This window comes from Microbacterium sp. NPDC077184, from assembly GCF_040687055.1.
In the GTDB taxonomy this organism is placed as follows: Bacteria; Actinomycetota; Actinomycetes; order Actinomycetales; family Microbacteriaceae; genus Microbacterium.
Window position 1 is genome coordinate 97,146 of record NZ_JBFBMM010000006.1, and the last position, 26,461, is coordinate 123,606.

General features: G+C 72.0%; 25 protein-coding genes, 1 tRNA gene and 1 riboswitch. Of the genes, 18 read left to right on the top strand and 8 right to left on the bottom strand.

Annotation, left to right across the window (positions count from 1 at the left end):
- Positions 1–82 precede the first annotated feature (82 nt).
- Complete coding sequence (locus AB0O93_RS11880) at positions 83–1,018, bottom strand: alpha/beta hydrolase (RefSeq protein WP_363343584.1); 936 nt, start codon at positions 1,016–1,018, stop codon at positions 83–85.
- A gap of 51 nt (positions 1,019–1,069) precedes the next feature.
- Here AB0O93_RS11880 and AB0O93_RS11885 point away from each other — a divergent pair, with 51 nt between their 5' ends.
- Genes AB0O93_RS11885 through AB0O93_RS11895 form a run of 3 tightly spaced genes read left to right on the top strand, consistent with a single transcriptional unit; the run spans position 1,070 to position 2,823 of the window.
- Positions 1,070–1,579, top strand: a complete 510-nt coding sequence (locus AB0O93_RS11885) for a carboxymuconolactone decarboxylase family protein (RefSeq protein ID WP_363343586.1) — start codon at positions 1,070–1,072, stop codon at positions 1,577–1,579.
- The gene (locus AB0O93_RS11890; protein WP_363343588.1) at positions 1,576–2,304 is read left to right on the top strand and encodes a tyrosine-protein phosphatase; all 729 of its coding nucleotides are present in this window, start codon (positions 1,576–1,578) and stop codon (positions 2,302–2,304) included. The genes AB0O93_RS11885 and AB0O93_RS11890 overlap by 4 nt, the downstream gene beginning before the upstream one ends.
- A 57-nt stretch (positions 2,305–2,361) precedes the next feature.
- Positions 2,362–2,823 (top strand): SIP domain-containing protein, encoded by a 462-nt coding sequence (locus tag AB0O93_RS11895; protein ID WP_363343590.1) that lies wholly within the window; start codon positions 2,362–2,364, stop codon positions 2,821–2,823.
- Between the two features lie 75 nt (positions 2,824–2,898).
- Here the strand turns inward: AB0O93_RS11895 and AB0O93_RS11900 are convergent, their stop codons facing one another.
- The 4 genes from AB0O93_RS11900 to AB0O93_RS11915 form a co-directional block, all read right to left on the bottom strand.
- Complete coding sequence (locus AB0O93_RS11900; RefSeq protein ID WP_363343592.1) at positions 2,899–3,366, bottom strand: Fe-S oxidoreductase; 468 nt, start codon at positions 3,364–3,366, stop codon at positions 2,899–2,901.
- Entirely contained in the window at positions 3,363–4,178 is an 816-nt protein-coding gene (locus tag AB0O93_RS11905; RefSeq protein ID WP_363343594.1) for an arginase family protein, read from the bottom strand. The genes AB0O93_RS11900 and AB0O93_RS11905 overlap by 4 nt, the downstream gene beginning before the upstream one ends.
- Positions 4,179–4,266: 88 nt before the next feature.
- Complete coding sequence (locus tag AB0O93_RS11910) at positions 4,267–5,016, bottom strand: PspA/IM30 family protein (RefSeq protein ID WP_053547663.1); 750 nt, start codon at positions 5,014–5,016, stop codon at positions 4,267–4,269.
- Positions 5,017–5,097: 81 nt separating this feature from the next.
- Positions 5,098–7,119: a TPM domain-containing protein gene (locus AB0O93_RS11915; RefSeq protein ID WP_363343596.1), complete on the bottom strand. Its 2,022-nt coding sequence runs from the start codon at positions 7,117–7,119 to the stop codon at positions 5,098–5,100.
- Between the two features lie 156 nt (positions 7,120–7,275).
- On the opposite strand from AB0O93_RS11915, the gene AB0O93_RS11920 reads away from it, so the two are divergent.
- The 6 genes from AB0O93_RS11920 (at position 7,276) to AB0O93_RS11945 (ending at position 12,221) form a co-directional block, all read left to right on the top strand.
- On the top strand, positions 7,276–8,115 hold the full coding sequence (locus AB0O93_RS11920) for a DUF3097 family protein (protein ID WP_363343598.1): 840 nt from the start codon (positions 7,276–7,278) through the stop codon (positions 8,113–8,115).
- Positions 8,116–8,157: 42 nt separating this feature from the next.
- Positions 8,158–8,907: a tRNA (guanosine(46)-N7)-methyltransferase TrmB gene (gene trmB, locus AB0O93_RS11925; RefSeq protein WP_363343600.1), complete on the top strand. Its 750-nt coding sequence runs from the start codon at positions 8,158–8,160 to the stop codon at positions 8,905–8,907.
- 98 nt (positions 8,908–9,005) lie between these two features.
- Complete coding sequence (locus AB0O93_RS11930; protein WP_363343856.1) at positions 9,006–10,247, top strand: MFS transporter; 1,242 nt, start codon at positions 9,006–9,008, stop codon at positions 10,245–10,247.
- 27 nt (positions 10,248–10,274) lie between these two features.
- Positions 10,275–11,162 carry a CPBP family intramembrane glutamic endopeptidase gene (locus tag AB0O93_RS11935; protein WP_363343602.1) on the top strand — a complete coding sequence of 296 codons (888 nt, stop codon included), beginning with the start codon at positions 10,275–10,277 and terminating at the stop codon, positions 11,160–11,162.
- A 135-nt stretch (positions 11,163–11,297) separates the two neighbouring features.
- A riboswitch (guanidine-III (ykkC-III) riboswitch) is annotated at positions 11,298–11,361 on the top strand.
- 10 nt (positions 11,362–11,371) lie between these two features.
- A complete protein-coding gene (locus AB0O93_RS11940) occupies positions 11,372–11,698 on the top strand; it encodes a multidrug efflux SMR transporter (RefSeq protein WP_301132611.1) in 327 nt (108 codons plus the stop codon).
- A gap of 64 nt (positions 11,699–11,762) precedes the next feature.
- A complete protein-coding gene (locus AB0O93_RS11945; protein WP_363343604.1) occupies positions 11,763–12,221 on the top strand; it encodes a CinA family protein in 459 nt (152 codons plus the stop codon).
- Between the two features lie 19 nt (positions 12,222–12,240).
- Here AB0O93_RS11945 and AB0O93_RS11950 read toward each other — a convergent pair whose 3' ends face one another.
- The 3 genes from AB0O93_RS11950 to AB0O93_RS11960 all read right to left on the bottom strand — a co-directional run bounded on the left by AB0O93_RS11950 (position 12,241) and on the right by AB0O93_RS11960 (position 14,514).
- On the bottom strand, positions 12,241–13,437 hold the full coding sequence (locus AB0O93_RS11950; RefSeq protein WP_363343606.1) for an alpha/beta fold hydrolase: 1,197 nt from the start codon (positions 13,435–13,437) through the stop codon (positions 12,241–12,243).
- Positions 13,438–13,606: 169 nt separating this feature from the next.
- A tRNA-Arg gene (locus AB0O93_RS11955) sits at positions 13,607–13,679 on the bottom strand.
- A 13-nt stretch (positions 13,680–13,692) separates the two neighbouring features.
- Positions 13,693–14,514 carry an SGNH/GDSL hydrolase family protein gene (locus AB0O93_RS11960; RefSeq protein WP_363343608.1) on the bottom strand — a complete coding sequence of 274 codons (822 nt, stop codon included), beginning with the start codon at positions 14,512–14,514 and terminating at the stop codon, positions 13,693–13,695.
- Positions 14,515–14,571: 57 nt separating this feature from the next.
- Between AB0O93_RS11960 and AB0O93_RS11965 the strand changes: the two genes are divergently transcribed.
- The 9 genes from AB0O93_RS11965 (at position 14,572) to prfA (ending at position 26,446) form a co-directional block, all read left to right on the top strand.
- A complete protein-coding gene (locus AB0O93_RS11965) occupies positions 14,572–15,402 on the top strand; it encodes a transglutaminase family protein (protein ID WP_363343610.1) in 831 nt (276 codons plus the stop codon).
- Positions 15,403–15,467: 65 nt separating this feature from the next.
- Complete coding sequence (gene argS, locus AB0O93_RS11970) at positions 15,468–17,132, top strand: arginine--tRNA ligase (protein ID WP_363343612.1); 1,665 nt, start codon at positions 15,468–15,470, stop codon at positions 17,130–17,132.
- A 21-nt stretch (positions 17,133–17,153) separates the two neighbouring features.
- Complete coding sequence (locus AB0O93_RS11975) at positions 17,154–17,981, top strand: DUF2993 domain-containing protein (RefSeq protein ID WP_363343614.1); 828 nt, start codon at positions 17,154–17,156, stop codon at positions 17,979–17,981.
- Between the two features lie 182 nt (positions 17,982–18,163).
- Entirely contained in the window at positions 18,164–19,618 is a 1,455-nt protein-coding gene (gene lysA / locus AB0O93_RS11980) for a diaminopimelate decarboxylase (RefSeq protein WP_363343858.1), read from the top strand.
- The gene (locus AB0O93_RS11985; protein WP_363343616.1) at positions 19,615–20,940 is read left to right on the top strand and encodes a homoserine dehydrogenase; all 1,326 of its coding nucleotides are present in this window, start codon (positions 19,615–19,617) and stop codon (positions 20,938–20,940) included. The genes lysA and AB0O93_RS11985 overlap by 4 nt, the downstream gene beginning before the upstream one ends.
- Position 20,941: 1 nt before the next feature.
- Positions 20,942–22,030 (top strand): threonine synthase, encoded by a 1,089-nt coding sequence (gene thrC, locus AB0O93_RS11990; protein ID WP_053547639.1) that lies wholly within the window; start codon positions 20,942–20,944, stop codon positions 22,028–22,030.
- Complete coding sequence (thrB, locus tag AB0O93_RS11995) at positions 22,027–22,974, top strand: homoserine kinase (RefSeq protein WP_053547638.1); 948 nt, start codon at positions 22,027–22,029, stop codon at positions 22,972–22,974. The genes thrC and thrB overlap by 4 nt, the downstream gene beginning before the upstream one ends.
- A gap of 178 nt (positions 22,975–23,152) precedes the next feature.
- On the top strand, positions 23,153–25,354 hold the full coding sequence (rho, locus tag AB0O93_RS12000; RefSeq protein WP_363343618.1) for a transcription termination factor Rho: 2,202 nt from the start codon (positions 23,153–23,155) through the stop codon (positions 25,352–25,354).
- Between the two features lie 12 nt (positions 25,355–25,366).
- Positions 25,367–26,446, top strand: a complete 1,080-nt coding sequence (prfA, locus tag AB0O93_RS12005) for a peptide chain release factor 1 (protein WP_363343620.1) — start codon at positions 25,367–25,369, stop codon at positions 26,444–26,446.
- Positions 26,447–26,461: the final 15 nt, after the last annotated feature.

The window sequence follows — 26,461 nt, forward strand, 5'->3', positions numbered from 1 at the left end:
TCCTTTCAGGGGGCCGTGTCATCCGGACACGACGGGACCGAGGGGGCACGGTCCGCTCGGGTGCAGACCGCGATAGACCAGCCTAGATGCTCCGAACGAGGGCGGCGAGGGCGCGCGGCTGATCCTCCTGCACGTTGTGACCGGCATCCATCCGCACGATCCGTGCGGTCGGGAGGTGCGTGCGGAACTGCTGCTCGTCGTCGTCGGTGAGGAAGCCCCGCTCCGCGCGCACGAGGGTGATCGGCGCGGTGACGGCGGCGAGGTCCTCCCACCCCGTCTTTCCGAGCACCGCCGTGACGGCGTCGGTGCGTTCGGCGCGGGGGCCGTCGGAGGGACCGACGGCGTCGTGGGCGAGGCGGGCGAAGTGGTGTTTCCACTCCACGCGGCCGTCGGGACGGATCCGGGTGTTGAAGAAGACACCGCGCGCGACCTTCTCACGCGCCCCGCCGCCCAGGCCGAACGCGAGGGCCCGGTCGACGACCTCGTCCCGGGTGGCCCAGTCCGTGGGACCCGCGAAGAAGGCGCGCAACTGCGCGGCGCCGCCGTTCGGATCGATGCCGGGGGTGATGTCGACCACGACGAGCTCGCGCACGAGGTCGGGAGCGGATGCCGCGACCGCCGCCGCGGTGAGGCCGCCGAGCGAGTGTCCGACGAGCACCTGGGGACCGGCGGTCCACGCGCGGATCCCCGCGGCGACGTCCGGAGCGAGGACTCGGGCGACGTACGCGGCGTCGTCCCGCCACGTCGAATCCCCGTGGCCGGGGAGGTCGATCGCCAGGGCGGGGAGCCCGAGCGCGAGGATCGTGGTGTCCCACGTGTGGGCGTTCAGACCCGCGCCGTGGAGGAAGGTGATCGCGGGACCCGTCGTCGCGGTGACAGGGGTGTACCGCAGCGCGCTCAGCGTCCGGCCGTCGGCGAGAGCCAGGGACAGGCGTTCGGCGCGGGGGAGCGGGCCGGTCGCGCCGGCGTCCGAGGCCTGCGCGGGGAGGAAGGAGAACTCGTTCTCGGGCTCGGTCATCCGCCCATTCTGTCCCGTCGGGGCCCCACCGCGCGTGGGTAGGCTGACGGCATGAGTCCGGAATCGCGCGTGCATCTGTCCCGCTCGGCCCCCGCGGCCTACAAGGCTCTCGCGGCGTTCTCCACGACCGTGGGGTCGCTCGCGGCGTCGAGTGCGATCGAGCCGCGGCTGAGCGAGATCGTGCAGATCCACACGTCGCAGATCAACGGGTGCGCGTTCTGCGTCCGCGTCCACGTCGACCGCGCGGCGAAGATCGGCCTCGGCGCCGACGTCATCGCCCAGATCCCGGTGTGGCGCGAGTCGGGGGTCTTCACCGATCGCGAGCGCGCGGGACTGGAGCTGGCGGAGGCGTACGCCCGCATCCACGACGGCGGGGTGTCCGACGAGCTGTACGACCGGGTCGGCGGGATCCTCAGCGAGGACGAGTACGTCGCGCTCAGCTGGATCCTCGTGGCCATCAACGCCTTCAATCGGGTCGCGATCGCGGGGCGGTACGCGGTGCCGCCGCGCGAGGATCTTCACGGAGAGGATCGCGACGCCGCCGCGGGGTCTGCGTGGTGAGCGCGGAGCCGGTCGACCTCGCCGCGGTCGCAGGGGCGATGAACCTGCGCGACGTCGGCGGTCTCCGCGCGGGCGACGGGATCACGCGGGATCGGACGCTCTACCGGTCCGGGACGCTGGCGCACCTCGCCGACGACGGTGTCGCGGCGCTGTCCCGGCTGTCGCTCCGCCGCGTCGTCGACCTGCGGGATGCGGCGGAGGTCGAGGCGAACCCCAGTCGGCTTCCGGCGGAGGTGCCGGTGGAGCGCGTGCCGCTGTTCCTCGGATCGGTGACGTCGTTCTTCGCCGAGGACATCGGGCTGGATGAGATGTACCGACGGATCGTCGACGACTCCTCCGAGGCGGTGGTCCGCGCGGTGCGGGCGGTGGTCGTCGATCAGCCCGTGCTCGTGCACTGCACGGTCGGGAAGGACCGCACCGGTGTGACGGTCGCCGTCGCTCTGTCGGCAGCCGGTGTCGACCGCGACGCGGTGGTCGCGGACTACGCGCGCACCGCGGCGCTCCTCCCGGTCGAGCGGACGCGCGCCGTCATCGACTGGCTTCGCGCGCAGCATCCGGGGTCGACGAACCTCGAACAGCTCGTGGCGGGGTCGCCCGCCGACGTCATGGAGCGACTGCTCGGCCGCATCGACGCCGAGTACGGATCCGCGCGCGACTATCTGCTCGCTCACGGACTGGGCGACGACGAGGTCGTCGAACTCGGTCGTGTGCTCGTCGCCCGCTGACCCGAAATCTGCGAGTGAGGTTAGGCAACCCTTCGTCGGGGTTATGCTGGATGCACCATGTCGCACAGCACCGAGCACTCCGCCGCCGCGTGCCGGGCTTCCCGTCACACGCGCGTGCAGCACCTCATCACCGCCGACGAGTCGTCGATGGTCGAGCTGGAGACTCTGCTGTCGACGCTCCCGCTGTGCTCGACGGGACGCGTCTTCGTCGAGGTGCCCGACGCGTCGCACGTCTTCGCGCTCCGCGCCCCCGCCCGCATGACGGTCACGTGGCTCGACCGCTCCCGTCGTTCCGGCGCCCCGGGCTCGGCCCGCGCGTGCACGCCGGGCCTCGCTCTGGCTCGCGCCGTCGGAGCATGGGCCGACGAGATGCTCTGCGCCGACGACGACCAGACTCGCATCCACCTGCTCGGCGGCTACCTGGGTACCGCGGACATCGTCGACCACCTCGCGGACCTCGGCATCTCGGCCGAGCGCATCCACGCACCCGAGCGCTTCGGACTCACCGCCCGCCGCTGACCAGGAGCCACCGCGGCCCGGTGTCACCGACGCGGTGTCACCGACCCGGCGCCACCGATCGCGTCGACACCGCCTTCAGCGCGCGACCGGCTCCATCCGCGTCGTCCCGCGGCGCCGGGGGAGGTACCGCCCGTCTTCCAACCCCGCCTCGATCTCGAAGCGGTTGCGCAGGGGGTCGCGCCCCGCGAGGGCGTAGAGCAGAGGCATCAGGAAGCCGTACCGCTGCCACTGGCGCTTGTGCACCGCTTCGTGGCGCAGCAGCCGATCATCGATCGCGCCGCTCCCGGTGAGGAAGCATCCGCCGACGCACACGCCGCCGCGCGGGAAGGTCCAGCGCGGCATCCCGCGGAACACCCACAGTCCTCCGCGGCGCTGCACCCGACCGGTGCTCCAGAGCGTCCCCCACACCCAGCCGACGGTGGAGCCGTACAGGTAGCCGAGCCGGCTGATCGGCGAATCCAGCAGCGCGGGCGGAATCCAGCGGTCGATCCGGCGCCCGGTGGCGAGGGCGTGCGCGGCGGCGGCCGCCTGGGCGGTGTTCACGCGAGCGCCCCGACGATCCGCAGCAGCGGGCCGAGGTCATCGGTGGCGACCGCTGCCGAGGCGGGGGAGTAGCCGCTCAGCGACGCGCCGACGAGCGGAACCCTCTCCCGCGCGCCGGCGACGGCGGCGGTGAGCTCCGTCACGCTCGGGCCGAACGGCACCGGACGCACCATCCCGGTCACCGCGGACGGGTCGAGAGCGGCGACGTCCACGTGCACGTAGAGCCCGTCGGCGTCCACACCCGACAGCGCGGCGAGGAGCCCGTCGGTGTCGCCCGGGATCAGGAACGAACGGATGCCGAGCTCCGCCGCCACCGCCTCCTCCGCCGCGTCGGCGGCCCTGGCCGCCGCCAGCAGCACCCGCTCGGGAGCGACGGTGCCGGGGGCGAGGCCGAGTCCGGCATCCGTGCGTCCGAGCACCGCGCCGAGCGCCATGGTCTCGAACGCGCCGCTGGGAGACGACGACGGATCGTGGAGCGCCGGATGCGCGGCGACCCACAGCACCGCGAGTCGCGAGCACCGTGCGGCGGCGTGCGCGATCGCGGCCGGGGCGACGCCGGCGTCACCGCCGACGGTGAGGACCGGCTCTGCGGACAGCTCAAGGGCCGCATCGAGCTGCGCACGGATGCGGCGGAGCGAGCTCGCCCGCAGCACCCCCGTGTCGAGCGCCTCTCCGGCTTCCATGGGCACGTCGACGACGACGGTGCGTGGCCGCGGAAGATCCCCCGCGAGGGCCTCCGCACCGTCGATCAGCTGCATCGCGCGCGACGACGCGCTGCCCTGCCACTGGGGGACGACGATGAACCGCGTCATCGGCGGTCTCCTTCCGCTCGCTCCGACATCGCACCCGGAATGCGCCGTGGGGCGCCGATCGCGATGATCGACGCCCCACGGTCACGGGTCACGGGGTGGTGGGCGCGTTGATCGCGGCGGGGGTGGTTCCGCCGGACTTCAGCATCGCCAGGCGCGCCTCGACCTCGGTCAGCTCGCCGACGTCCTCCAGCGCCGTGAACTGCGCGTCGAGGCTCGACGCGGCCAGCTCCTGCTTGCCCTGGGCGAGGGCCTCCTGGCGGCGGACCTTGTCTTCGAACCGGCCGAGCTCGCTCGTCGGGTCGAGGACGTCGATCGACTTGACCGCGTCGTGGACCTTGTTCTGCGCCTCGGCGACCTTGGCGCGCGAGAGGAGCTCGCTGCGCTTGGAGCGCAGCTGGTCGAGCTTCTGCTTCATGCCGTTGAGGCCGTCCTTGAGCTTGTCGACGACCTCTGTCTGCGCGGCGATGGTGGGCGCGATCGCCTTCGCCTCGTTCTCCTCGCTGATCTGACGCTGCAGCGCGATCTTGGCGAGGTTGTCGAACTTGTCGGCGTCGACGGTGTTGCCCTGTCCACGCAGCTCGTCCGCCTTGCGGCTGGCGGCGAGGGCCTTGTTGCCCCACTCGGCCGCAGCCTGGACGTCTTCCTGGTGGTCGCGCTCGAGCAGGCGCAGGTTGCCGATCGTTTCGGCGATGGCGGCCTCGGCGTCGGCGATGGAGTTGGTGTAGTCACGCACGAGCTGGTCGAGCATCTTCTGCGGGTCCTCGGCGGAGTCGAGGAGTGCGTTGATGTTGGCCTTCACGAGGGTCGAGATGCGACCGAAGATGGACTGCTTGGCCATGGTGTTCCTTCCTGTCGAACGATCAAGATGAGGGGAGAAGCGGATGCCGCGGCGCGGCCCGCGCGAGACGGTCGGAGCGGATCAGAAGCGCCCACCTCCCCGGCGGCCGCGGGTGCCACCGCCGCCGAAGCTGCCGGGACGCATCCCGCCGCCGGATCGGCCGCCGCCGCCGCCGAAGCCGCCGAAGCCGCCGAAGCCGCCGCCGAATCCGCCGGAGGAGCCGCGGGACGACCCGCCGCCGAGGAGGGAGTTGATGACGATCCCGCCGAGGACCGCGCTCATCATCCCGTTGCCGCCGCCCTGCGCAGGACCGGACGAGAAGGCTCCGACGTCGGCCTGCGCGCGCTGCATCGCCTGCGCGGCGAGCTGTTCGGCGCGCTGGGCCTGCTGGAGCGCCTGCGCGGGATCGGCGGCCTGCAGCTGCTGCGCGCGCACCAGGGAAGCGCCGGCCTCGGCGAGGCGCGTGCGTGCTTCGGCGCCGACGCCGCCCCGACGCGCGGTGATGTAATCCTCCGCCGCGGAGACCTGGGCCTGGGCCTGCATCAGGTGCTGGGCGAGCATCTGCCGCGCACGCTGAGCGGCCGCCTCGGCGTCGCGCACCCCCTGCACCACGGCGTCAATCTGCGCGTCGACCGATTCCAGGCCCTGCAGCATCGCCAGCGGGCGCCGCGCCGTGCCGGCGAGGTTCTCGCGGGCGGTGTCGATCTGCGTCCGGGTGGCGGCGATCGCCGCGGCGACACGTCCGTCGCCGTCGGGGAGCGTGGAGGCGGTGACGATGTCCCGCTCGAGCTCGGTGATGAGCGCCTGCGCGCCGCGCTCACCCTCGACGAAATCGACGGCGAGGGTCTCGACGGACTGTTCGAGCAGGCGCGCCTGCGAGACGGCCTCTTCGGCCGCGCGGATGCCGACGGCGGCCTCTCCGCCGTGTCCGGCGCCGATCGCCGCGGCCGCGATCGCGATCTGCTCGTCCGCGAACTCGATCCGTGACCGCGCCTGGGCGGGGTTGTCCGCGACCGCCGCCAGCGCCTCGTCGGCGTACGACCCGCGGAGCCGCGCGAGGGTCGCGTCGGCCGTCGCGAGGGCGCCGAGCGCCTCCTCGCGCTCCTCCTGCACCCGCGCCAGCGCTTCGGGCGCGTTCTGCTCGAGGCGGCGCAGCTCGTCGAACGCCTCGGCCTTCGCGTCGAGGCGGGCCCCGGCCCCCTCGCACAGCTCGATGATGCGGGTGGTGGCGGCGCGCACCTCGGCATCCGAGTCAGGGGTCTCGTCGTCGAGGGTCTGCTGGATCTCGAAGGCCTTGTCGAGGTCGGCCCGCGCCTCGGCGAGGACGCGGGAGAACTCCTCGGTGGCCGCCTCGCCGAACTGCGCCGTGGCGAATCCGAGCTCCTGCGTGCTGGTCTTGATCGCGTCGTCCATCTCCACCAGAGCGGATGCTGCGCGGCGGGCGAGCTCGGCCGTCGGCACGGCCGGGGGACCGGAGGTGCCCACGGCACCCCCGCCGGCACCGGAGCGGCGGCGCCGGATGAACACCACGATGACGGCGATCGCGGCGCCGACCGCGGCGATCGCGAGGATCACGGTGAGGATGCCGCCTCCGGACCCGCCGTCGGATCCGCCCGCGCCGCCGGAGGTGTTCCCGGTGGCCGCGGTGATCCCGGCCGCCGCGGCATCGATCGCGCCGAGCCAGTCCTCGGCAGCCAGCGCCGGCTGCACGTCCTGCTGCTCGATGGCGCCGAGCTGGTCGAAGGTGACCGGGCCCTCGCTGTCGCCGGAGATGTAGAACTGCCGGCTGTCGACGGCGACGGCCATGAGGTACTGCGTCGGTCCGAGGCCGTTGCGACCCGCGGTCTCGTTCGCCCACGCCTCCGACGAGTCGGGGTCGGTGAAGGTGTCCACGAACACGACCCAGAGGTCGACGCCCGTCTCCGTGCGCAGCTGCGTGAGGCGTTTCTCGGCGGCATCCGCGTCAGCGCTCGAGAGCACCCCGGCATCGTCGAGGACGTAGCCGGAGCCGAGGTCGACCGGGGGCGTCGCGGACGCGGCGGTCGCCGGGACGCACACCAGCGCGAGCATCAGCGCGAGCATCGCTGCCCACCGTGCGCGCATGGAGATCCCCCTTCGGCGAGAGCCGTTGCCGACCCACGGGGCGAGTCTATGCACCGCCGTGCATACCGCGGAAGTCCGCCGGGATCCTCTCGGCGTTCCCGCGGGTCGGTCCGCCGACGACCTGCTATGCGGGTAGCGTGCCGTGGCGGAGGACGCATGGACGATCGATACGGCACGGACGTACTGGCAGCCGGGTGGAAGCAGCGCCAGGCGAAGCAGCTCGCGCGGGTGGAAGCGGCGCGCGACACCGTGGTGGAGGTCGCCGACGACGGTTTCTGCGGCGCCGTGACGTCGGTCTCCGGCGGCATGGTGGAACTCGAGGACCGCGCCGGTCGCCGGCGCCTGTTCCCCCTCGGTGCAGGCTTCCTCATCGACGGCGCGGACGTCGTCCTCATCCCGCCGGCGCCCACGGCGCCCGCGGGCCCCCGCCGCACGGCATCCGGTTCCTTCGCGGCGCCCGAGTCCCGTGCCCGCACCGCCCGCGCGAGCCGCATCCTCGTCGAGGGTCGGCACGACGCCGAGCTGGTGGAGAAGGTGTGGGGCGACGACCTGCGCGCCGAGGGTGTCGTCGTGGAGTACCTGCAGGGCGTGGACCTCCTCCAGGCCACCCTCGACGACGAGCCGCCCTCGGCCGCGCGCCGGTACGGCGTGCTCGTCGATCACCTCGTGCCCGGCTCGAAGGAGTCCCGCGTCGCCGAGGCGGTCGCCCGCGGCCCGCACGGCGCCCACGTGAAGATCGTCGGCCACCCGTGGGTGGACGTCTGGCAGTGCGTCACACCCCGCGCGGTCGGTATCGAGCGCTGGCCGGACGTCCCGCGCGGTATCGAGTACAAGGTCGGCGTCTGTCGCGCGCTCGGATGGCCCGCTCGGGATCAGGCCGACCTCGCCCGCGCCTGGCAGCGCATCCTCGCCTCGGTCCACTCCTACCGCGACCTCGAGCCGGAGCTGCTCGGCCGGGTCGAGGAGCTCATCGACTTCGTCACCGCCGTGGACTGAGGCCGCACCGTCGGCGGGGCACCCCGCCGGTAGCCTGGGGGAGTGTCCGAGACCGCGTCGCCGAGCCCCGTCCCCTCCCGCGGATTCCGCGACCGCCCCGTCTCGTTCGTCCGTCGGAGCGGCCGGATGTCGGAGGCCCAGGAGCGCGCGTGGCGCGAGCTCGCCCCCGCCTTCGTCCTCGACGTCGACCGCGACGAGGCCGCCACCAGCGTCCGGCCGGGGACGGCCATCGACCCGGCATCGGTCTGGGGGCGCACGGCGCCGCTCATCGCCGAGATCGGATCCGGACAGGGGCACGCCATCGTGCACGCCGCCGCTGCCGCCCCCCACACCGACTTCCTGGCGGTCGAGGTCTTCGCCGCGGGGCTTGCGCGCACGATGCTGGACGCCGAGCGCGCGGGCGTGGGGAACCTCCGCCTCGTCGAGGCCAACGCGCCCGAGGTCCTCCGTCACCTCCTGCCCGCCGGCTCACTGAGCGAGCTGTGGGTGTTCTTCCCCGACCCGTGGCACAAGAAGAAGCACAACAAGAGACGCCTCGTGACGGACGAGTTTGCCGGGATCGCGGCATCCGCTCTCCGTCCCGGGGGAGTGCTGCGTCTCGCGACCGACTGGGAGGATTACGCGCGGCAGATGCGCGACGTCCTCGACGGCGCCGACGGGTTCGCGCGGTCGTTCGAGGGCGACTGGGCGCCCCGGTTCGACGGGCGCGTGCTGACGGCCTTCGAACGCAAGGGCATGCGGGTCGGGCGCGAGATCCGCGACCTCGCCTACCTCCGGAGCGACGGCGTGTGAGCGAGACACCGGACCTCCGCGCGACCGGTCCGCAGCCGACGGGACCTATCCCGATCGGTGCGCACGCCCCGGCGGCGCTGCCGCGCGATCGCTGGCGGATGGTCCGCCCGCTCGGGCATCCCGACTTCCGGATGCTGTTCTCCGCCGTCGTCCTGTCGGTGTTCGCCGCCGGAATGTGGGCGGTCGTGATGGTCTACACCGTCATCGACGCCGGGGGCGACGAGGTGGCCCTCTCCATCGTCGCCGCGGCGAGCGCGGTGGGACTCCTCGCCTGTGCGATACCGGGTGGCATCGTCGCCGATCGGGTCTCCCGCCGCGCGGTGCTGCGGGTGGTCGAGGCCGCCAACGTCGTCGCGATCGGGTCGGTCGTCGTGGTCAGCTTCACCGCGACCGTGACGATCGCGCACCTGACGGTCGTGGCCTTCGTCCTCGGCGCCGGCGCCGGCTTCTTCTTCCCCGCGTACAGCGCGATCCTCCCTCGGATCCTCCCCGCCGACCAGCTCCTGGCCGCGAACGGCCTGGAGGGGGCGATCCGTCCCGCCCTGCAGCAGGCCGCGGGTCCGGCCGCGGCCGGCATGGTGGTCGCCGCCGTCGTCGCCCCCGCGCACGCCACCGTCGGCGTCGCGCTCGCCCACCTCGTCGCGCTCGCGTTGCTCTTCTTCGTCCGCCACGAGGATGACGCCCCCGACAGCGAAACGGATGCCGGCCCCACGCGGGGGATGCTCGGCGACCTCGCCGACGCCGTCCGCTTCACCGTCCGCACCCGCTGGCTCCTGTGGACGCTGCTGTTCGCGACCGTGTGGGTCCTGGTCGTCCTCGGCCCCGAGGAGGTGCTCCTGCCCTTCCTCACCCGCGACCGGATCGGCGAGGATCCGCGCTGGTTCGGCTTCCTCCTCGCCGTCTACGGCATCGGCGGCGTCGTCGGGTCGCTCGTCGTCTCGGCCCGGCCCCTGCCGCGCCGCTACCTCAGCGTGATGACGCTCGTCTGGGGCGCGTCGACCCTGCCGTTCATCGTCATCGGTCTGACGGATGTGTACGCGCTCATGATGGCGTCGGTGTTCGTGATCGGCTTCGGCTTCAGCTACGGGAACGTCATCTGGGGCACCCTCCTGCAGCGGCGCGTGCCGCGGCACATGCTGGGCCGGGTGTCGTCTCTGGACTTCTTCGTCTCGCTCGCCCTCATGCCGGTGTCGATGGCGCTCGCCGGGCCCCTCGCCCAGGTCGTGTCGATCCCGACCATCTTCATCGTCGCCGGCCTCGTGCCGTTCGTCCTCAGCTTCGTCGTGCTGTGGGCGGCGCGCATGCGCCGGGACGAGATCGCCCACCCGCTCGACCGCTGACCTGCACGACCGCTGAAAGGACGCTCCATGCCCGCTCATGCCGCCGCCCCCGTCGCCACCCGTCCGGCCTGGACGTGGCGGCTCCTCCCGGCGTTGGCGGTGTGCTTGGCGGCTCCGGCGTTCTTCGTCCTCCTCGCCCCCTGGCTCGGCTGGGTGCTTCTCGCCGTGGGCGTGGGGGCGGCGCTCCTGATCGAGCGGCGCGAGGCGTTCGAGCGGCCGCCGTCGACGGATGCCGCGGGGGACGGCATCCGTCGCCCCAGCCTCACGCGCGACCTCTCGCTGATCGCCGTCGGCCTCCTGGTCGTGAGCGTCATCCCTCTGAAGGCGGAGCTCGACAACCTCGCCTTCCTCCGCTTCACCCTCGCCCTCGGCGGGGCGGTCGTGGTGCCCTACGTGCTGTCGCGCTGGGTCTACCGCGACTATGCGATCCGGTTCCCGTGGCGCGGGGGCGGCCGGTGGACGAAATTCCAGTGGTCCTGGCTGGTGGCGGTGCTGGTGCTGGGCTGGCTGATCCTGCCGTTCTACTTCATCACCTCCGGCGTCTACATGAACTGGCCGGTCGTGGACACCCCGGACCTCATCGCGCGTCTCTTCGTCGGCGTCGGTGCCGTCGGCATCTGGGACGAGCTCTTCTTCATCTGCACCTGCTTCGCTCTGCTGCGCCGGCACTTCCCCGTCTGGCAGGCGAACATCCTGCAGTCGATCGTGTTCGTGTCGTTCCTGTGGGAGCTCGGCTACCAGGCGTGGGGTCCGTTCCTCACGATCCCGTTCGCGCTGCTCCAGGGCTTCATCTTCATGAAGACCCGCTCGCTCGCCTACGTGGTCACGGTGCACCTGCTCTTCGACGCGGTCGTCTTCGCGGTGCTCGTCCACGCGCACAACCCCGGCCTCCTCGACGGGTGGTTCCTCGTCTGACACGCGTCGGGGGTCTTGCGCGGTGTTCGTGTGTCGCTCGTGGCCCCCTCGATATCGCGGAGGCGGCCACGAACGCCACATGAACCCGCGAACGCGCTGCCCAGGGGGTGCGCAGGGTCGGGCGCTAGAGTGGACGACGGATCCCGACCGGATCCCCGGACGAGGGTTCAGTACCCGGTGAGCGACAAGACTGGCCATGGAGACGTGCCATGTCGTGGATCATCCTCATCCTGTCCGGAATCCTCGAGGCCGTATGGGCGACCGCCCTCGGCAAGACCGAGGGGTTCACCAAGCTCTGGCCGACCGTGATCTTCGGCGTCGCGCTCGTGGTGAGCATGGGCGGCCTCGCCTACGCCATGCGCGAGATCCCCACGGGCACCGCCTACGCGGTATGGGTCGGCATCGGCGCCGCCCTCACCGTCGGCTACGCGATGATCACCGGTGACGAGAGCTTCTCGTTCGTCCGCGTGCTGCTCATCCTCGGTCTCATCGGCTGCGTCATCGGGCTGAAGCTCGTCGGCGGCGACCACGCCTGACCGCGCTCGCAGACGCCTCGCTTCGGGATTGCGCGGACCCGCGCGATCCGTACGCTGGATGAGCATGGGAACCGCCGAACTCTCCGAGATCGCCGCGGCGAAACACCTCCAGGTCGCCGTCGCCGAGTCGCTCACCGCCGGACTCCTCGCAAGCGCGATCGGCAGCGGAGCGGGCGCGAGCGAATGGTTCCGCGGGGGAGTCGTCGCCTACCAGACCGGCGTGAAGAACGAGATCCTCGGGGTCGATGAGCACCTGGATCCGTGCTCACCGGAGGTCGCGCGTCAGCTCGCCGTGGGCGTGCGAGGGCTGCTGCGCGCCGATCTCGCCGTCGCGACGACGGGCGTCGGCGGTCCTGAGGGCGACGACGGGCACCCGCCGGGCGAGGTCTATCTCGGATGGGCGAGCGCGGATGCCGTCGGCCACCGGCGGCTGGAGCTGGAGGGCGAGCCGCACGAGATCCTCGCCGCGACCGTGGACGCCGCCGTCGAGCTGCTGACCTCGCTCGCTGCCGATCACGAATGAGGCGGAGGCCGCGGCCCCCTCAGACGCCGACCCGATCGAGGAACTCGACGAGGTCGATGAGCCCGAGGTAGGCGATGGTGCCGTGCGTGGCGATGGACACCGTCCGGTAGGTGACGTCCATCCCCATCGCCTCCGCCGATGCCACGTACTTCTCGGTGTCCGCCGGCTTCACGAGCTGGTCGTCCAAGCCCTGCAGCACGAGGAGCGGCGCGTCGAACGCCGTCCCGCCGGCGGAGTTCTCCTCCAGGAGCGTGGCCCATGGTTCCGTGGTCGCGGGGTCGGACGTGACGAACGCCCCCACCAGCGGGTCTGCGATGTCGTGGAGCTGATCGATGTGGGTGAGCAGACACAGCTCGTTCATCTGCGGTTGGGCGGCGAGGGCTTGGGGGGTGAGGATGTCGGCCAGATCCGCGCCGCGGTCCGCGTAGATCTCGGAGTACGCGGTCAGGGCGTAGGAGCCGATCGTGACGCCGGACACGTCGTCGAGATGGGTCTGCAGGAGTGCCTTGAGATCCGCCGCCGGCGCCGCAGCGGCGACCGCGCGGATGTCGAGCTCCGGCGCATACGCTGCGGCGCGCTCCGCGGCGAACAGGACGGCCTGGCCTCCCTGCGAGTGACCCCACAGGATGACGTCCGAACCGGTCTCGGCGTCCGGGATCTCGCTCGCGGCACGGACGGCGTCGAGGACGTTCTGACCTTCGGTCGCACCGATGAGGTACGAATCCGGGCCGGCGGTCCCCATCCCGGTGTAGTCCGTGGCGACGACGGCATACCCGCGATCGAGGAGCACGCGCATCCCCTCGATCCCGATGTAGGGGTCCAACCCCAGCGACGGAGCGCACTCGGATGCCGAACCGGTCGTGGGGTGACCCCACGACACCACCGTGCGCCCCTCGTCCGGCGGTGGCCCGAGGGGCACCACGGCGACCCCTGTCGACACGACGGGGTCGCCGTCGAGGTCGGTCGATCGGTACATGATCCGCCAGGCCCGGGCATCCATGGGCACGCCCAGCAGCGGCTCGCTCTTCACCAGGCTCCCGGGAGCGCCGTCGAGGGCGTCGGCGGGCTGGGTGTAGAACGCCGCGAGCCCATCGCGCTCGAGCAGGTCGCCCACGACCCTCAGCTCGATCCCGGCGACGACAGTGGCGAGGACCGCAAGGACTGCGGCCGCGATGGCGGTCCTGCGGCGTCGCCGTGCATCGTGGGGTCGGCTCATCTCACCCTGATCCGTCGGGGCGGGCGGTCGTCGCCGCTCTTCGGCCAGCGTGGCCTATCCGGCCGCGCGCTTCAAGGTGGCGTCGAGATCCGAACAGGGGCCCCGCCTGACGGGTGGTGTGGAGATCGAGAAGGGGACCGCCCTTCGGACGGTCCCCTTCTCGATGACGTGCCCCCGACAGGAATCGAACCTGCGACCTTTGGTACCGGAAACCAACGCTCTATCCCCTGAGCTACGGAGGCGTACCGGTCGAGATTACCACCCGGGCGCGGGCGTTTCCGCCGCGACGACGGTCGGGAGGGCGAGGGCGCGCAGCGCGTCCACGAGCCGTTCGGCGAGATACGCGTGGCCGTCGGTGGACGGATGTCGGAGACCCACGGGACCGATGTCGATGACCGACAGGTAGTTCTCCTCGGTGATCCACTCCTCCGACAGGGGTGAGATGTATTGCCATCCGCGCGCGGCGGCGAGCGCGGCGAGGTCTCGATCGATCGCGACCACAGCCTCGTCCACGGGCAGGACGTGCGGCGCGGGACCGAGCACGACGAACGCGGCGTCGGGGTAGGTCATCGACAGCGCATCCCACGCTGCGGTCACCGCGGCGTCGTACCCCTCCGGGTACCGGCGCCGGTCGTTGATCGACCCCTGCACGATCACCACGTCGAACCCGGCATCCGTCGGCAGTGCCGCGATGCGCTCGCCGTAGGTGCCGCCCTCCCACCCCTCGCGGAGATAGCCGCTGCCCGGTTCGCCGTCGATGACCGCGTGGGCGCCGAGGGCCGCCGCGGTCCGCGGGGCGTAGCCGAGGGCGCGGGTCAGGGCGCCGAGTCCGAACGTCCACGAGTCGCCGAAGATCAGCATCCGCTGCCCGTCCTCCACCACGAGGGCGCGGGGCGGGATGCGCGCGTCGGCCTCGGCCGCGGTGTCGTCGGAGGTCGCGGGGACGGCGCGGAAGAGCCCGAAGAAACCGGTCCCCACGGCGGTCGCGCCGAGCCCGAGGACGATCGCGAGGACGACGGCGACGCCCGTGAGGACCCACACCGGCCGCCGGTGCCAGACCTCGTCCTCGTGCCGCATGGGATGACGGTACTGCACGCGGCCCGAGCGGCCTTTCCGGCGTGCGAGGATACTCCGGTGCATCGCGTCGTGACGGCCGAAATGGAGCTGGAGCTCGCCTCTCCCGTCGACCTCATCTTCCAGATCACCGCGGCCCAGCCGGTGCCCCGATCGAGCGAGCAGCTGAGCTTCACGCAGGACGATCGCGTCTACACCCCGACCGAGATCGTCGACCAGTCCGGCACGCGTCTGCACCGCCTGACCGGCGAATCGGGACTCCTCTCCGTCCGCTACGAGGCCGTCGTCGACGGGGTCGCCACCGCCAGCCGGACGAGCGACCTCGAGGCGATCACGTATCTCCGCCCGAGCCGGTACTGCCAGTCCGACGAGGTCTTCCTCCAGGCCCGCCGCCAGTTCCGCGGTCTCAGCGGGTACGACCTCATCGCCGCGGTGTCGGACTTCGTCGCCACCAGCACCACCTACACCCCGGGCCTCAGCCACGGCACCGACAGCGCGGTCACGACGCTCATGACCGGGCAGGGCGTCTGCCGCGACTACGCGCACGTCGTCATCGCGCTCCTGCGCGCCATGGACATGCCCGCGCGCTACGCGGCGTGCTTCGCCCCCGGCCTCCAGCCGATGGATTTCCACGCCGTCGCCGAGGCCTACCTCGACGGCGCCTGGTACGTCATCGACGCCACGCGCCTGGCCGACCGGCGCTCGCTCGTGCGCATCGCCACGGGGCGCGACGCCGCGGACTGCGCGTTCCTCAGCTACCACGGCGGCAACGTCGGACTCCGTCACCTGCGCGTGGACGCGTGGGTCGCCTCCGACGAGGTGACGGATGCCGACGCCGCGGCATCCGTCACGGAACCGGACGACTTCACGGCCCTCGTGCAGATCGGCTGATCCTCGCGCGGGAGTGCCCGGACGCATCCGGCGCGCCGAGGCGGGCGAACTAGACTGAGCGGTCTATGAATCCCGACGTCCTCTCCGCTGCTCTGCTCGCCGTCATCACGCCCCTCGTCGAGGCGCGACGACCCGGCGCGGCGGAGGGTCTCACCACCGCCGACCTTCCGCTCGAGCGGCCGAAGAACCGCGACCACGGCGACTGGGCCTCCAACGCCGCGCTGAAGCTCGCCAAGGTCGCCGGCGCCAACCCGCGTGAGCTCGCCGCGGAGATCGCCGCCGGTCTCGAAGCGGTCGACGGCATCGACTCGGTCGAGGTCGCCGGCCCCGGATTCATCAACATCCGACTGGATGCCGCGGCCGCCGGGGCGCTCGCGAAGACGATCGTCGACGCGGGGGACGGCTTCGGCCGCACCGACGCACGCGCCGACGAGATCATCAACCTCGAGTTCGTCAGCGCCAACCCGACCGGCCCCATCCACCTCGGCGGCACCCGCTGGGCTGCCGTCGGCGATGCCCTGGCCCGCATCCTCGGCTCGCAGGGGGCCCGCGTCACCCGCGAGTACTACTTCAACGACCACGGTGCGCAGATCGACCGCTTCGCGCGCAGCCTCATCGCCGCACATGAGGGCGCGCCCACGCCGGAGGACGGCTACGGCGGCGCGTACATCGGCGACATCGCCCGGCGCGTGGTCCTGGCCTATGACGGCGACATCGACGCCCTCGACCCGGCCGCCACGCAGGAGGCGTTCCGCGAGCTCGGCGTGAACATCATGTTCGCCGAGATCAAGCAGTCGCTGCACGAGTTCGGCGTCGACTTCGACGTCTACTTCCACGAGAACGACCTGCACGACTCCGGGGCCGTGGAGCGGGCCGTGGCGCGTCTGCGCGAGCTCGGCCACATCTTCGAATCGGACGGGGCCACGTGGCTGCGCTCGACCGACTTCGGCGACGACAAGGACCGCGTCGTCATCAAGTCCGACGGCAACCCCGCCTACATCTCCGGCGACCTGGCCTACTACCTCGACAAGCGCGAACGCGGGTTCAACCGCTGCATCATCATGCTCGGCGCCGACCACCACGGGTACGTGCAGCGGCTCATGGCGATGTGCGCGGCGTTCGGCGACGAGCCGGGCGTGAACCTGCAGATCCTCATCGGCCAGATGGTCAATCTCGTCAAGGACGGACAGCCGGTCCGCATGTCCAAGCGCGCCGGCACCGTCGTCACGCTCGAGGACCTCGTCGAGATCGTCGGGGTGGATGCCGCGCGGTACGCCCTGACGCGCAGCTCCGCCGACTCGAACCTGGACGTCGACCTCGACGTCCTGCAGCGGCGCACCAACGACAACCCGGTCTTCTACGTGCAGTACGCCCATGCCCGCACGCACAACGTCGGGCGCAACGCCGCGGCGTCGGGAGTGGACCGGAGCGAATTCGCCCCCGAGACGCTCACGCACGAGACCGAGGCCGCGCTCCTGGGCGCGCTGCAGGAGTTCCCGCGCGTGCTCGCCTACGCCGGCGAAGTGCGCGAGCCGCACCGGGTCGCGCGCTACCTCGAGGAGCTCGCGGGTCTGTACCACCGGTGGTACGACAACTGCCGTGTGATCCCGCAGGGCGACGACCCCATCGAGCCCGTGCACCGCACGCGACTGTGGCTGAACGACGCGACCGGCCAGGTGCTGCGCAACGGACTGCGCCTGCTCGGCGTGGGTGCTCCCGAACGCATGTGACCGGCTGAGGAACGGGTGGAGATGGCAGATCAGGGACAGACCCGACCGACCGAGCCGCTGCCCGACTGGGCCGTTCCCGCGGCGGCACCCGAGCGTCGGCGCCGCCGCGCGTGGCCCTGGATCGTCGCGGTCCTCGTGGTCGTCGCTCTCGCGATCGGCGCCTGGTTCGCCGGTGAGGCCATCGCCCGCTCGATCGTGACCGCGACGGTGCGCGAGCAGGTGATCACGGCCCTCGATCTCCCCGCCGATCAGCCTCTGGAGGTCGAGGTCGCCGGCACCGTGCTGCCGCAGCTCATCGCGGGGCGGCTGGACGAGCTGACCCTGTCCTCCGAGGACGTCGCGCTCGGTGACGCCTTCACCGGCGACATCCGCGTGGTCGCGGAGGGCGTTCCGATCAGCGGAGGAGCGATGGACGCCGGCTCGGCGACGGTGACGATGGACGCCGATCAGCTCCGTGCTCTCCTCGCGACGATCGACTCCTTCCCCGTCGACACGGTCGATCTCGCCGCCCCCGACGTGACGGTGTCGATCGACGTCCCGGTCTTCGCCGCGGAGATCCCGGTCGGCGTCGCGCTGACCCCGGTCGCCGACGACGGCGACATCGTCCTGACCCCGTCCGAGATCGAGGTCGCCGGGACGGCCCTGTCGGCAGAGCGCATCCGGCAGCAGTTCGGGCTCGTCGCCGATGTCATCCTGCGCGACTGGACGGTGTGCGTGGCCGATCAGATCCCGGCCGGCGTCACCCTGCGGGAGATCTCGGTGCAGGAGGGCGCCGTCGTCGCCGAGCTCGACATCGACGGCGCGATCCTCTCCGATTCCGCACTCCAGGCGGAGGGTGTCTGCGCGTAGCGCACGGCTTCGGCATCGCGGATGTCGCAGAGTGCGCAGCGCGCGGGGTGCCGCGGGCGTGTGCCGTAGACTTCAGGCACTGTCCGCAGGGACGCCTCGGCGCGTGATCGCACCGGCCGGGACGCCCGCACCTTTCGGATCCCGGCGGGCCGCGCCGAAGCATCCATCGATTGGTCTCACCCGTGTCCGCCGCCCCGCACTCCGCCTCGCCCGCCTCGGCATCGCCGGCCGCGCCCGGTGACGCCAACGCCCTGGTGGCGGCGGTCTGGCCGAGCCGCGCGACGCGCGACGACCGCGGCGTCCTCACGATCGGCGGCATCCCCGCCACCGATCTCCGCGACCGCTTCGGAACGCCCCTGTGGGTGCTCGACGAGGACGAGGTCCGCGCGCAGGCGCGTCGAGCCCGATCCGCGTTCGAGGCCGCCGCCGCGGCGCACGGCGCAGCGGCGCGCGTCTACTACGCGGGGAAGGCGTTCCTGAGCATCGAGGTCGCGCGCTGGGTGACGGAGGAGGGGCTCGCCCTCGACGTCTGCACCGGCGGCGAGCTCGCCGTGGCCCTCGCCGCGGGTGTGGATCCCGCTCGACTCGGCTTCCACGGCAACAACAAGAGCGAGCTCGAGCTGCGCGCCGCCCTCGACGCCGGGGTCGGGACGATCGTGATCGACAGCTTCGTCGAGATCGAGCGTCTCGCTACCCTCATCGCCGGGCGTACGGCACCCGCCCGCGTGATGGTCCGCGTCAACAGCGGCGTGCACGCCGAGACCCACGACTTCCTCGCCACCGCGCACGAGGACCAGAAGTTCGGCTTCACCCTGACGGATGCCGTCGCCGCCGCCGCGCGGATCCGCGAGGTCTCGGGGCTCGAGCTGGTGGGTCTGCACGGCCACATCGGCTCGCAGATCTTCGGCACCGCCGGGTTCGTGGAGTCGGCCGCGCGTCTCGTCGACCTCCACGCCGCGCTGTCGGCGGAGGCGCCACTGCCGGTGCTGAACCTCGGCGGGGGCTTCGGGATCGCCTACACTGCGGCGGATGACCCGACCCCGATCGAGGATCTCGCCCGGGGGATCGTCGACGCGGTCGCGGCCGAGTGCGCCGCCCGCGGCATCCCGATGCCGGACCTCGCCTTCGAGCCGGGCCGATCCATCGTCGGCCGCGCGGGCGTGACGCTGTACTCGGTCGGCACGACCAAGCCGGTCACTCTCGACGAGGGGCTGACGCGTCTGTATGTCAGCGTCGACGGCGGCATGAGCGACAACGCCCGGCCCGCGCTGTACGGCGCCCAGTACTCGGTGCGCATCGCCTCGCGGGTCAGCGACGCCGACCCGGCACTCGTGCGCGTGGTCGGCAAGCACTGCGAGTCCGGAGACATCGTCGTCGACGCCGACCACCTTCCCGGCGACGTCGCCCCCGGTGATCTCCTCGCCGTTCCCGCGACCGGCGCCTACTGCTTCTCCCTCGCCAGCACCTACAACTACGTGCCGCGTCCGCCCGTCGTCGCCCTCCGTGGCGGTGAGGCGCGCGTGATCGTCCGCGGCGAAACGGTGGACGACCTCCTCGCGCGTGATGCCGGGTACACCGGCGCCGCCCGTGCACTCCTGACCTCCGCACCCGAATCCCCGATGGAAGGGACCGCATGACGACCGACTACCGCCGCCTGCGCGTGGCTCTGCTCGGCGCGGGAGCCGTCGGCTCCCAGGTCGCCTCGCTGCTGCGACAGCACGCCGACGAGCTCGCCGACCGGGCCGGCGCACGCCTGGAACTGGTCGGCATCGCCGTCCGCGACCTGGACGCGCCGCGCGAGACGGAGTTCCCCCGTGAGCTCCTGACCACCGACGCGGAACAGCTGATCCTCGGCGCCGACATCGTCATCGAGCTGATGGGCGGGATCGAGCCGGCGCGCGAGTACCTGCTGCAGGCCATCGGTGCGGGCGCGGACGTCGTCACCGCCAACAAGGCCCTCCTCGCCACCCACGGCCCCGAGATCTTCGACGCCGCCGACCGCGTCGGCGCGCAGGTCTATTACGAGGCCGCCGCGGCGGGGGCGATCCCCATCATCCGTCCGCTGCGCGACTCGCTCGCCGGCGACCGGGTCGTGCGGATCATGGGCATCGTCAACGGCACCACGAACTACATCCTCGACCGCATGGACACCGAGGGGGCGGAGTTCGCCGGCGTCCTCGCCGACGCGCAGGCGCTCGGCTACGCCGAGGCCGACCCTACCGCGGACGTCGAGGGGTACGACGCGGCGCAGAAGGCGGCGATCCTCGCGAGCCTCGCCTTCCACACCGCCGTGCCGTTGGACGCCGTCCACCGCGAGGGCATCACCCACATCGACAAGGCGATGATGGATGCCGCCCGCCGCGCCGGGCAGGTCATCAAGCTCCTCGCGATCTGCGAGCGTCTGCCGGAGTCGGCCGACGGGGCCGCGGGCGAATCGATCTCGGTCCGCGTCTACCCGGCCCTGGTCTCCCGTGAGCACCCGCTCGCCACGGTCCACGGCGCCAACAACGCCGTGTTCGTCCAGGCCGAGGCCGCGGGCGACCTCATGTTCTACGGCGCCGGCGCCGGCGGCGTGCAGACCGCCTCCGCCGTGCTCGGCGACGTGGTCTCCGCCGCCCGCCGCCACATCGCCGGCGGCGTCGGCGTGGGCGAATCCACCCGCGCGAACCTCCCCGTCGTCCCGATCGGACGCGTCATCACCAGCTACCAGATCACCCTCGAGGTCGACGACGAACCCGGCGTCCTCGCCACCGTCGCCGGCATCCTGAGCGAAGGACGCGTGTCGATCGCGACCCTCGAGCAGACGGTGGTTGCGGATGCCGCCTCCGGTGGCACGGCCCGCATCGTCATCGGCACCCACACAGCTCGCGAGCAGGATCTCAGCGACACCGTCGACCGTCTCGCCGCCAGCGGGGTCGTCGAGCGGGTCGTGTCGGTCCTGCGCGTGGAAGGAGACTGACATGGCACATCTCTGGCGCGGAGTCCTCCGCGAGTACGCAGACCGGCTGGGCGTCACCGACGCCTCGACCGTCGTCACCCTGGGGGAGGGCGGCACGCCGCTGCTGCCCGCTCCGGCGCTGTCGCACCGCACCGGTGCGGACGTGTGGGTGAAGTTCGAGGGGATGAACCCCACCGGGTCGTTCAAGGACCGCGGCATGACCGTGGCCCTCTCCCGGGCGGTCGAGCACGGCGCCAAGGCGGTCATCTGCGCCTCGACGGGCAACACCTCCGCCTCGGCGGCCGCGTACGCCGCGCACGCGGGGATCACCGCGGCGGTCCTGGTGCCCGAGGGCAAGATCGCGATGGGCAAGCTCAGCCAGGCCGTCGCCCACAACGGCCGCCTCATCCAGATCCGCGGCAACTTCGACGACTGCCTCGAGATCGCCCGCGAGCTCGCCGACCACTACCCGGTGCACCTGGTCAACTCCGTCAACCCCGATCGCATCGAGGGGCAGAAGACCGCGGCCTACGAGGTCGTCGAGGTCCTCGGTGACGCGCCGGACTTCCACTTCATCCCGGTCGGCAACGCCGGCAACTACACCGCCTACTCGCGCGGATACCGCGAGGAGGCCGCGCGCGGCGCCGCCACGCGTGTCCCGCGCATGTTCGGATTCCAGGCCGAGGGCTCCGCGCCGCTCGTCCGCGGCGAGGTCGTGCGCCAGCCCGAGACGATCGCCAGCGCGATCCGCATCGGCAACCCCGCCTCGTGGGAGCTGGCGCTGGAGGCTCGCGACGCCACCGACGGCTGGTTCGGCGCGATCGACGACGAGCGGATCCTCGCGGCGCAGAAGCTCCTCGCGGGCGAGGTGGGCATCTTCGTCGAGCCGGCGTCGGCCATCAGTGTCGCGGGCCTGCTCGACCGTGCCGAGAAGGGGATCATCCCCGCCGGCTCCCGCGTCGTGCTGACCGTGACGGGCCACGGCCTGAAGGACCCGCAGTGGGCCCTCCGCAACGCGGACGGTTCGCAGGTCGAGCCCACCGTGGTCGACGCGGCGACGTCCGAAGTGGCGTCGGTGCTCGACCTCGTCCCGGTCGAGGCGCCGGCGTGACCGCACCCGTCGCGCCGGAACCGGGGCGACGTGTCCTCGTGCGGGTCCCCGCGACCAGCGCGAACCTCGGACCGGGCTTCGACACCCTCGGACTCGCGCTGAGCATCTACGACGAGCTCGACGTCACCGCCCTCCCCGAGGGCGAGCTCGAGATCGACGTCGAGGGGGAGGGGATGGGGGACGTCCCGCGGGACGCCTCCCACCTCGTCGTGCGCGCGATCGCCTACGCGTACGAGGCGGTCGGACGCCGGATGCCGGGCCTGCGCCTCCGCGCGCGGAACGTGATCCCGCACGGCCGCGGCCTGGGCTCCTCCGGCGCCGCGGTGGTCTCCGGGCTCCTCGCCGCGAAGGGACTCCTCCGCGGCGACGTGGAGATCGGCGACGAGACGCTCCTGCGCCTCGCGACCGAACTCGAGGGCCACCCCGACAACGTCGCGCCCGGACTCTTCGGCGGTCTCACGATCGCCTGGGTCGACGAGACGGGGCCGCAGCACAAGAAGCTCATCGTGCACCGCGGCGTCTCGCCGCTCGTGTTCGTGCCGGACTTCACGATGTCCACGAGCGTCGCGCGGAGCCTGCAGCCCCTGCAGGTGCCGCGCGAGGACGCCGTCTTCAACGTCTCCCGCTCCGCGCTCCTGATAGCCGCACTCACCCAGAGCCCCGAGCTCCTGCTCGCCGCGACCGAGGACAAGCTCCATCAGAGCTATCGTGCGCAGGCGATGCCGGGCACCGATCAGCTGGTCCGGGCCTTGCGCGCCGAGGGGTTCGCCGCCGTCGTGTCGGGAGCGGGACCGAGCGTCCTGGTGCTCGCCGACGGCCCCGGCCGACGTCTCGAAGCGGCTGCTCTGGCCGCGAAGACGGCGGACACCCCGTGGGAGGCGCACATGCTCGCCGTCGACGTCAAGGGTGGTACAGTGGGCGAGTACGCGGAGAGTGCCACGTAAACACGTGATCTGGCCTCCGTCGCAATCTGCGAAACCCGCACAGCCCCTTCCCGCTGACGGTCTCTGTACGCCATCGCGACCTGCGAGGTCGTAACGGCTCTCTGAGCACGCTTCGGGTTCGGCGCCCATCATCGCCGCGCGTTCGTGCATATTCCATTCGTTTCACAAGGGAGAACTCGTGGAGTCCATCTCCGAGATCCACACCGACGCCCCGGCCGACGAGCGCGCTGAGGCGCCCGAGAACGCCGAGACCGTCGAGACCACCGACGAGACCGCTGCGGCGGCATCCGTCGACGACACCGCCGAGGCGCCCGCCGCCGACGAGGCGCCGGAGACCGACGCCGAGGCGCCGGCGGAGGCGTCCGCCGACGCCGAAGCTGCCGCTCCGGTCGAAGAGGCCCCTGCGGCCGCCGAGGACGCCGCGCCCGCCGAGGACGCCGCGCTCGCCGAGGACCCCGCGCCCGCCAAGGCGCCGCGCAAGCGCGCACCGCGTCGGGCGAAGACCGGCGACGCCCCGGTCCGCAAGACGACGGCCAAGAAGGCGGCCTCCGATGCGGCGGACGCCTCCGCCGAGACGCCCGCCGCGGACGCGCCGGCGGACGCCGCCCCCGCCGCGGACGCCGCCCCCGCCGACGCCGCCACCGAGGTCGCGTCGACAGACGATGCGGCGCCCGCAGCGAGCGATGCGCCCTCCGAGACCGAGTCCGCCGAGCCTCAGCCCGTCGCGGAGGCCGAAGAGCCCCCCGCCAAGGCCCCGCGGGGCCGCGGTCGCGGCTCGCGCGCCAAGAAGCCCGCCGTCGAGGAGGCGCCCGCCGCTGAGGCCGTCGAACCGGCGGCGGACTCCGCCGCACCGGCATCCGACGCTCCGGACTCCACGCCCGCCGCAGACACGACGGACGGGGCCGCCGAGGGCGACCGCTCCGACAGAGACCGCTCGGAGGGCGACCGCTCCGACGGCGACGAGACCTCAGGCCGCGGCCGCGGGCGCAGCCGCAGCCGGAACCGCAACCGCAACTCCGGCGGTCAGAACGGCCAGAACCAGGGCGGCAACGCCCCCGCCGGCAACAGCGGCCCGGCTGCGCAGAGCGCCTCCGACGACGACGGCGAGCCCGGCGGGAACGGCCGAGGCCGTCAGCGCAACAAGCGTCGCGGTGCGCAGAACGCCGATGAGTTCGACACGGAGATCGGCGAGGACGACGTCCTCATCCCCATCGCCGGCATCCTCGACGTCCTCGACAACTACGCCTTCGTCCGCACCACGGGGTACCTGCCCGGCCCGCAGGACGTCTACGTCTCGCTCGGTCAGGTCAAGAAGTACCACCTGCGCAAGGGTGACGCTGTCGTGGGTGCGATCAAGCAGCCGCGCGAGGGTGAGCAGTCCGGCCGTCAGAAGTACAACGCGCTGGTCAAGGTCGACGCCGTCAACGGTCTGTCCGTGGACGACGCCGCCGGGCGCGTGGAGTTCGGCAACCTGACGCCGCTGTACCCGCAGGACCGCCTGCGCCTGGAGACGGCGCCCGAGAAGCTGACCCAGCGGATCATCGATCTGGTCGCCCCGATCGGGAAGGGCCAGCGCGGTCTCATCGTCGCGCCGCCCAAGGCCGGGAAGACCATCGTGCTTCAGCAGATCGCCAACGCGATCGCGACGAACAACCCCGAGGTGCACCTGATGGTCGTCCTCGTGGACGAGCGTCCCGAAGAGGTCACCGACATGCAGCGGACCGTGAAGGGCGAGGTCATCGCCTCGACCTTCGACCGTCCCGCCGAGGACCACACGACCGTCGCCGAACTCGCCATCGAACGCGCGAAGCGCCTCGTGGAGCTCGGCCGCGACGTCGTCGTGCTGCTCGACTCGATCACCCGCCTCGGGCGCGCCTACAACATCTCGGCGCCGACCTCGGGTCGCGTGCTCACCGGCGGTGTCGATGCTTCGGCGCTCTACCCGCCGAAGCGCTTCTTCGGCGCGGCGCGCAACATCGAGAACGGGGGATCGCTCACGATCCTCGCGACGGCGCTCGTGGAGACCGGGTCCAAGATGGACGAGGTCATCTTCGAGGAGTTCAAGGGAACCGGCAACAGCGAGCTGCGGCTGTCCCGTCAGCTCGCCGACAAGCGGATCTTCCCCGCCGTCGATGTCAACGCCTCCAGCACGCGTCGCGAAGAGATGCTGCTCTCGGCGGACGAGGTCAAGATCACCTGGAAGCTCCGCCGCGCGCTGGCGGGCCTGGACCCCCAGCAGGCGCTGGAGGTCGTGCTCGGCAAGCTGAAGGAGACGCAGTCCAACGTCGAGTTCCTCGTGCAGATGCAGAAGTCGATCCCGGCTCCCACCGGCTCCCACGCCGGCGGTCACAGCCACGGTCACGACAACAGCATCCGCTGAGTCGTCCCCGCCGTGTTCGATTCCGTCGCCGCGCTGATCCAGGAGCACCAGGCCGTCCAGGTCGAGCTCTCGGATCCCGCGGTGCACGCGGATGCTGCGCGGGCCAAACGGGTCAACCGGCGCTACGCCGAACTGTCGCGGATCGTCGCGGCCCACGACGCGTGGGTCGCGGCGTCCGATGACCTCGCCGCCGCGCAGGAGCTGGCCAAGGAGGACGCCGTCTTCGCCGAGGAGGTCCCCGGCATGCAGGCGCGCGTCGCCGAGGCGCAGGAGAAGCTCCGCCGACTGCTGATCCCGCGCGATCCGGACGACGCCCGCGACGTGATCATGGAGATCAAGCAGGGGGAGGGGGGCGCCGAGAGCGCCCTGTTCGCCGCGGACCTGTTGCGGATGTACATCCAGTACGCCACCGCGCAGGGGTGGAAGACCGAGCTGCTCGAACGCAACGAATCCGACCTCGGCGGGTACAAGGACGTCCAGGTGGCGATCAAGGGATCCTCCAGCGACCCCGCCCAGGGAGTCTGGGCCCACCTGAAGTACGAGGGCGGCGTGCACCGCGTCCAGCGGGTGCCGGCCACCGAGTCGCAGGGGCGGATCCACACCTCCACCACGGGAGTCCTCGTCTTCCCCGAGGTCGACGAGCCCGAGGAGGTCCAGATCGACCAGAACGATCTGAAGATCGACGTCTTCCGCTCCTCCGGCCCTGGCGGACAGTCGGTGAACACGACCGACTCGGCGGTACGGATCACCCACGTCCCGACGGGAATCGTCGTGTCGATGCAGAACGAGAAGTCGCAGCTGCAGAACCGCGAGGCGGGCATGCGCGTCCTCCGCGCGCGTCTGCTCGCCCGACAGCAGGAGGAGCGCGACGCGCTGGCCGCCGACGCACGCAAGTCGCAGATCCGCGGCATGGACCGCTCCGAGCGCATCCGCACGTACAACTTCCCCGAGAACCGCATCGCCGATCATCGGACCGGCTACAAGGCCTACAACCTCGACCAGGTGATGGACGGCGCCCTCGGTCCGCTCATCGACTCGGCGATCGCGGCCGACGAAGAGGCGCGCCTCGCCGCCCTCGGCGCCGACGCCTGACGGACGGCACGGGCT

What these genes read in the sequence shown, in the direction of transcription:
- AB0O93_RS11920 (WP_363343598.1), top strand. Translation starts at nt 7,276, where the DNA reads ATGGACGATCGATACGGCACGGACGTACTGGCAGCCGGGTGGAAGCAG.
- AB0O93_RS11975 (WP_363343614.1), top strand. Translation starts at nt 17,154, where the DNA reads ATGGCAGATCAGGGACAGACCCGACCGACCGAGCCGCTGCCCGACTGG.
- AB0O93_RS11940 (WP_301132611.1), top strand. Translation starts at nt 11,372, where the DNA reads ATGTCGTGGATCATCCTCATCCTGTCCGGAATCCTCGAGGCCGTATGG.
- AB0O93_RS11880 (WP_363343584.1), bottom strand. Translation starts at nt 1,018, where the DNA reads ATGACCGAGCCCGAGAACGAGTTCTCCTTCCTCCCCGCGCAGGCCTCG.
- AB0O93_RS11960 (WP_363343608.1), bottom strand. Translation starts at nt 14,514, where the DNA reads ATGCGGCACGAGGACGAGGTCTGGCACCGGCGGCCGGTGTGGGTCCTC.
- argS (WP_363343612.1), top strand. Translation starts at nt 15,468, where the DNA reads ATGAATCCCGACGTCCTCTCCGCTGCTCTGCTCGCCGTCATCACGCCC.
- AB0O93_RS11910 (WP_053547663.1), bottom strand. Translation starts at nt 5,016, where the DNA reads ATGGCCAAGCAGTCCATCTTCGGTCGCATCTCGACCCTCGTGAAGGCC.
- AB0O93_RS11885 (WP_363343586.1), top strand. Translation starts at nt 1,070, where the DNA reads ATGAGTCCGGAATCGCGCGTGCATCTGTCCCGCTCGGCCCCCGCGGCC.
- AB0O93_RS11935 (WP_363343602.1), top strand. Translation starts at nt 10,275, where the DNA reads ATGCCCGCTCATGCCGCCGCCCCCGTCGCCACCCGTCCGGCCTGGACG.
- AB0O93_RS11895 (WP_363343590.1), top strand. Translation starts at nt 2,362, where the DNA reads ATGTCGCACAGCACCGAGCACTCCGCCGCCGCGTGCCGGGCTTCCCGT.
- AB0O93_RS11945 (WP_363343604.1), top strand. Translation starts at nt 11,763, where the DNA reads ATGGGAACCGCCGAACTCTCCGAGATCGCCGCGGCGAAACACCTCCAG.
- AB0O93_RS11905 (WP_363343594.1), bottom strand. Translation starts at nt 4,178, where the DNA reads ATGACGCGGTTCATCGTCGTCCCCCAGTGGCAGGGCAGCGCGTCGTCG.
- thrC (WP_053547639.1), top strand. Translation starts at nt 20,942, where the DNA reads ATGGCACATCTCTGGCGCGGAGTCCTCCGCGAGTACGCAGACCGGCTG.
- AB0O93_RS11985 (WP_363343616.1), top strand. Translation starts at nt 19,615, where the DNA reads ATGACGACCGACTACCGCCGCCTGCGCGTGGCTCTGCTCGGCGCGGGA.
- AB0O93_RS11915 (WP_363343596.1), bottom strand. Translation starts at nt 7,119, where the DNA reads ATGCGCGCACGGTGGGCAGCGATGCTCGCGCTGATGCTCGCGCTGGTG.
- AB0O93_RS11950 (WP_363343606.1), bottom strand. Translation starts at nt 13,437, where the DNA reads ATGAGCCGACCCCACGATGCACGGCGACGCCGCAGGACCGCCATCGCG.
- AB0O93_RS11930 (WP_363343856.1), top strand. Translation starts at nt 9,006, where the DNA reads ATGGTCCGCCCGCTCGGGCATCCCGACTTCCGGATGCTGTTCTCCGCC.